The sequence below is a fragment of the Psychrobacter sp. Ps6 genome (assembly GCF_022129235.1).
In the GTDB taxonomy this organism is placed as follows: Bacteria; Pseudomonadota; Gammaproteobacteria; order Pseudomonadales; family Moraxellaceae; genus Psychrobacter.
The window spans coordinates 1-3,756 of sequence record NZ_JADQAI010000034.1 but is presented as its reverse complement, the minus strand read 5'-3'; the positions used below and the strand labels follow the sequence as shown (position 1 = coordinate 3,756).

Annotated in this window: 6 protein-coding genes; all 6 read right to left on the bottom strand. The window is 42.4% G+C overall.

Translation table 11 applies throughout. The features are described 5' to 3' along the window. A partial coding sequence (locus I3255_RS13315) for a phage baseplate assembly protein V (protein WP_238039241.1) occupies positions 1-492 on the bottom strand: 492 nt, incomplete at its 3' end. Then, on the bottom strand, positions 473-919 hold the full coding sequence (locus I3255_RS13310) for a hypothetical protein (RefSeq protein ID WP_036763819.1): 447 nt from the start codon (positions 917-919) through the stop codon (positions 473-475). The genes I3255_RS13315 and I3255_RS13310, both read right to left, overlap by 20 nt. Before the next feature lie 10 nt (positions 920-929). Continuing rightward, positions 930-1,445: a hypothetical protein gene (locus I3255_RS13305; protein ID WP_238039240.1), complete on the bottom strand. Its 516-nt coding sequence runs from the start codon at positions 1,443-1,445 to the stop codon at positions 930-932. Next, the gene (locus I3255_RS13300; RefSeq protein WP_106339758.1) at positions 1,426-1,758 is read right to left on the bottom strand and encodes a hypothetical protein; all 333 of its coding nucleotides are present in this window, start codon (positions 1,756-1,758) and stop codon (positions 1,426-1,428) included. The genes I3255_RS13305 and I3255_RS13300 overlap by 20 nt, the downstream gene beginning before the upstream one ends. Before the next feature lie 6 nt (positions 1,759-1,764). Then, positions 1,765-2,088 (bottom strand): hypothetical protein, encoded by a 324-nt coding sequence (locus I3255_RS13295; RefSeq protein WP_036763814.1) that lies wholly within the window; start codon positions 2,086-2,088, stop codon positions 1,765-1,767. Between the two features lie 63 nt (positions 2,089-2,151). After that, positions 2,152-3,756, bottom strand: a 1,605-nt coding sequence (locus I3255_RS13290; RefSeq protein WP_238039239.1) for an ATP-dependent Clp protease proteolytic subunit, incomplete at its 5' end; no start/stop codon positions are given.

The window sequence follows — 3,756 nt, the reverse complement described above, 5'->3', positions numbered from 1 at the left end:
CCCATCAGAAACCTCACCCGACACGCTCAAATTACCCTCTTGCACAATATCGGCTTTAAGCAGTACACCTCCGGGATAAGCAACCGTTAAACTACCCTTATCAAGATCATAGAGCTCAGTCATACCGTCACCATAATCGGTCATCACTTGGTTCTCTTCTGTGGTAGGACATGGATATTGTGTCGAAGGTAACCCCATTAGAGCGACCGAATTATTAAGATTATCGCCACTGCCAAGGTTAATCAGAATGCATTGTTCTCCGGCACTGGGTCGGCGGTAGTGAGTCACTCGACCTGCGCAATGAACAAAAAATGGAATACGTGTGGCCTTATTATCACCACTAACCACATCCACTGTTTTCTCTGAAGCACTATCAACAATACCTAGCCGAATAATATTGCAAGAAGAGCGGCGGTTCTCTTCTGTTTCTTCTCGTAGAGCCACCATCTCTTTTTCTAACGAACGTATCCGTTCAACGAGCTGTCGCAGCATAATCTTGTGTTCCTATAATTTCATGCCAATGGTCCTCCAATGGCCCCATGTAGATTTGCTGTTTAATGGTGACTACACGCAAAAACACGCCTGTCTCAGGGTTAAATCGACGAGGCAAATTTGATATCAAACGGTTTTCTTCTAAGTTATGGGCACTATCAAAGAACTGGCTGAATAGCTCCCGTTCTACACGGCAGGATAAATCCAACGCTACCATATCGAAATTAGCCTGAATGGTTGGGACCTCAATAAGAAAGCGCAACTCAATATCGTGAATCTTACGGCCATCATTGCTTGTGTGGTTAACCGACTGACATTCACCGCATTGATAACGAATGGTTGGTGCAGTAATTTCAAGAGATTCGCGTTGATACGCCGTTTCAATTTCGCCAATGCCTAATTGCAGCTCTAACCGCTTAAGCACCATTAAAACCCACTCACTTGGAGCCCGAAAGAATGTAGTTGAATTCACGATGAAAGAACTCCTCAAATTTTCGGTTCAAATCAGGAAGGTATGAATCTATGATTTCTTCAGATTCTTGTGAAATATCTAAAGTGACCATTTGAATGGATTTGCGAGCCTTATTCTGACGTCGAAACACTAACAACTTATCACTGTCCATCGGAGCGATAAAAGCATGAGGAAAGAAGTGTCCCGCCACTTTTACCCCAGAGTCTGTTTGAACAGGTGAACCTAATCGATGAACACCAATTTTTCTAACACCAACCCACAGCTTTGATGTTGCCCCACTTTTGTAAACCCGAAAACGTGTAGCCATTGCCTTACTATCAATAGTTAACTCATACCCTAAGTCGGCCATCGATACTGCCCGTAACCATTGATTAGTTTTAACTAACGATCGTTTAGCTGCTTTCGATAATTCATCTGGTAAATGACTTAATCGTTTAAGAAAACGGGTATCTAGCACCATATTAGAATTCAGAGAAGTCATGCTTAATCCCTGCTTGAGTGAGATTGAGGATATACACATTTTGGATTTGGCTATCTCGTTGTCCTTTACCCTGTTCAGGGGAGGACAACGATAAGCTATAGCGTTTTCCCTCTAGCATGATGGTTGATAGCGTTGGTAAACAGCTAACGGTCAACAGTCGTTTTACCTGATGACCATCAACCGATTGCGTCTTAATATAGCCCCGAATAGTTTTTGGCTGGCCATCAGATGTCATAACAACTAAATCACGACCAAAACAACGTTGAATCGATAGCTCAATCAACGCTCTTGCATCATCAAAAGAGGTTTTCATCATTGATCACCCCGAAACGGAGAAACCCATTAACAGCACACCGTTATCAATAAAGACACCAACAGGAACTGTTACCGCACCATCACCTACAGGCAATGTTTTGGTAAACTCACCATCATGAAAATAAGCATCTTCTCCGGTAAATGTTGGTGAATCACCAGCCTTAATCGGACCATCAAACAAACCACGGTAAGTACAGCTAACCACTTGACCTTCTTTGGCTGAATAGTTAGGAACCACAATCAAAGAGCCATACTTCGCTGGCACATCCTTAATAAACCCACCTATTGGCGCAGTTAAATCAATTTTATTACCATCTGCAATGCGCATAAGTACCTTCTATTTAGATATAAAAAAAGGATGCCTGAGCACCCTTATCATTAGTGATATATATTATTTGTTAGCAAACAGCGCCTGAGCGATGCCTCGACGGTCAATAACTTTTGACGCAACATCGTAAGTAATTCGGAATTTTGCACCGTCACTGCTCCAACCATCCCCAGTCTCTAACCAAGGGTCTTGAGCTCCATCAAGGAAGGCCATCACAACAGAATCAAAATCTTTACCTGTTAAACCAATTGCGCCGTTAACCTCGGCCAAACGGGCAGTCTCTACCACCTTTTGGAACTTCTTATACGCTGGATTAAAGGAATCAGGCTTACTGGCTGTATTTAGTACAGCTTCAAGGAAAGAAGCATGATCAGGGTTTGCCAATAAAATCTCACCACGAAGATCTAGCGCATCCCCTTCAGAGGTTTGGGTCGTAGCAAAAGATTTATGCAGAGCCATCACTAAAGCCTGATAGTCAGCAGCAGGAATATCATTGACTAGATTGCCCCATTTGTTGGCAGTTCCAGCTTGAAAAACACCTTTACCATCGCCCATTTTTCCACTCAGAATAGCGTTAAACATTAACTTATCTGATAAACGGTAAGCGGCCTGCATGAATTTACGTGGAATTTTGGCAATTAGTGCAATCTCATCATTGATGATGGCTTGACGAGTGAAAGCAATTTCACGGCCAAAGCTACCCAGTTGGATTTTCTCGCCACTACCTTTAATGGTTGCCGATTTGTATTCACCATCTTCAGAGATGGCCATAAGATCAGGAGCATCGTTAATTAAGATAAGATCAGTTTCTTTGAAGTTGGGTAAATCTTCGGTATTGGCCAATTCTCGCCACAATGGAGAACGCACCTCGGCTTCATCTCGCATCACAGTTCGTACACTTTCGGTAATGATGTCGCTAAAATCCCCACTGTTAAAAGCACGGGCGACCAACTCATTTTTGGTACTGCAGTATTTCGCGTCTTTACCCACTGAAATCTCAGCCATATCAAGCAAGGTTTTAAGTCGATATGGATTATCTTTTTCTATTTTAGCGGTTCCACAACGGGCATTAAGTGCGTTTTGCAGTGTATCTTTGGTAATGTTTCCGTTACCAACATGAATATGACTATTCGTTAAGCCAGCGTCTGATGCCGTATTTGGATCATCTTGGCCCTTAAGTGAGAGATTACCGAGATACTGCAAAATCTTGATAGAAGCATCATCAGTACTGCAATTTAAATCATTGAGCATTTCATCTCGTAATGTGTTTTTTACTTTATGAGCGGCACATAACGCACGAATAGCAGACTGACGCTCATTTTCTTTTTTTACTGCATTGATTAATGCATCATCGTTTGGTTTTGGCATAGGTTCACTTTCAATTGGATTAGTTGGTGTTGGTGAAGAAAGCTGAGCCAACAAATCAGCGGGCGTATGTTTGAACGCTTTATTCTGTAGCTCTTGGGATGAAACCGTTTTTAAACAGTTCGATAAATCAACCGCATCGATGACTTGATCGATTAAACCAAACTCTAAGGCTTGGCTTGCGGTAAACCATGTTTCTTTTGCCATGGCCTCTAAAACATCATCAAGCGATTGGCCACTTCGCTCGACATAAGCCTCTGCAATGGTCTGCTTAGCATTTTTAAGCTGAGTTAATGCACTTTC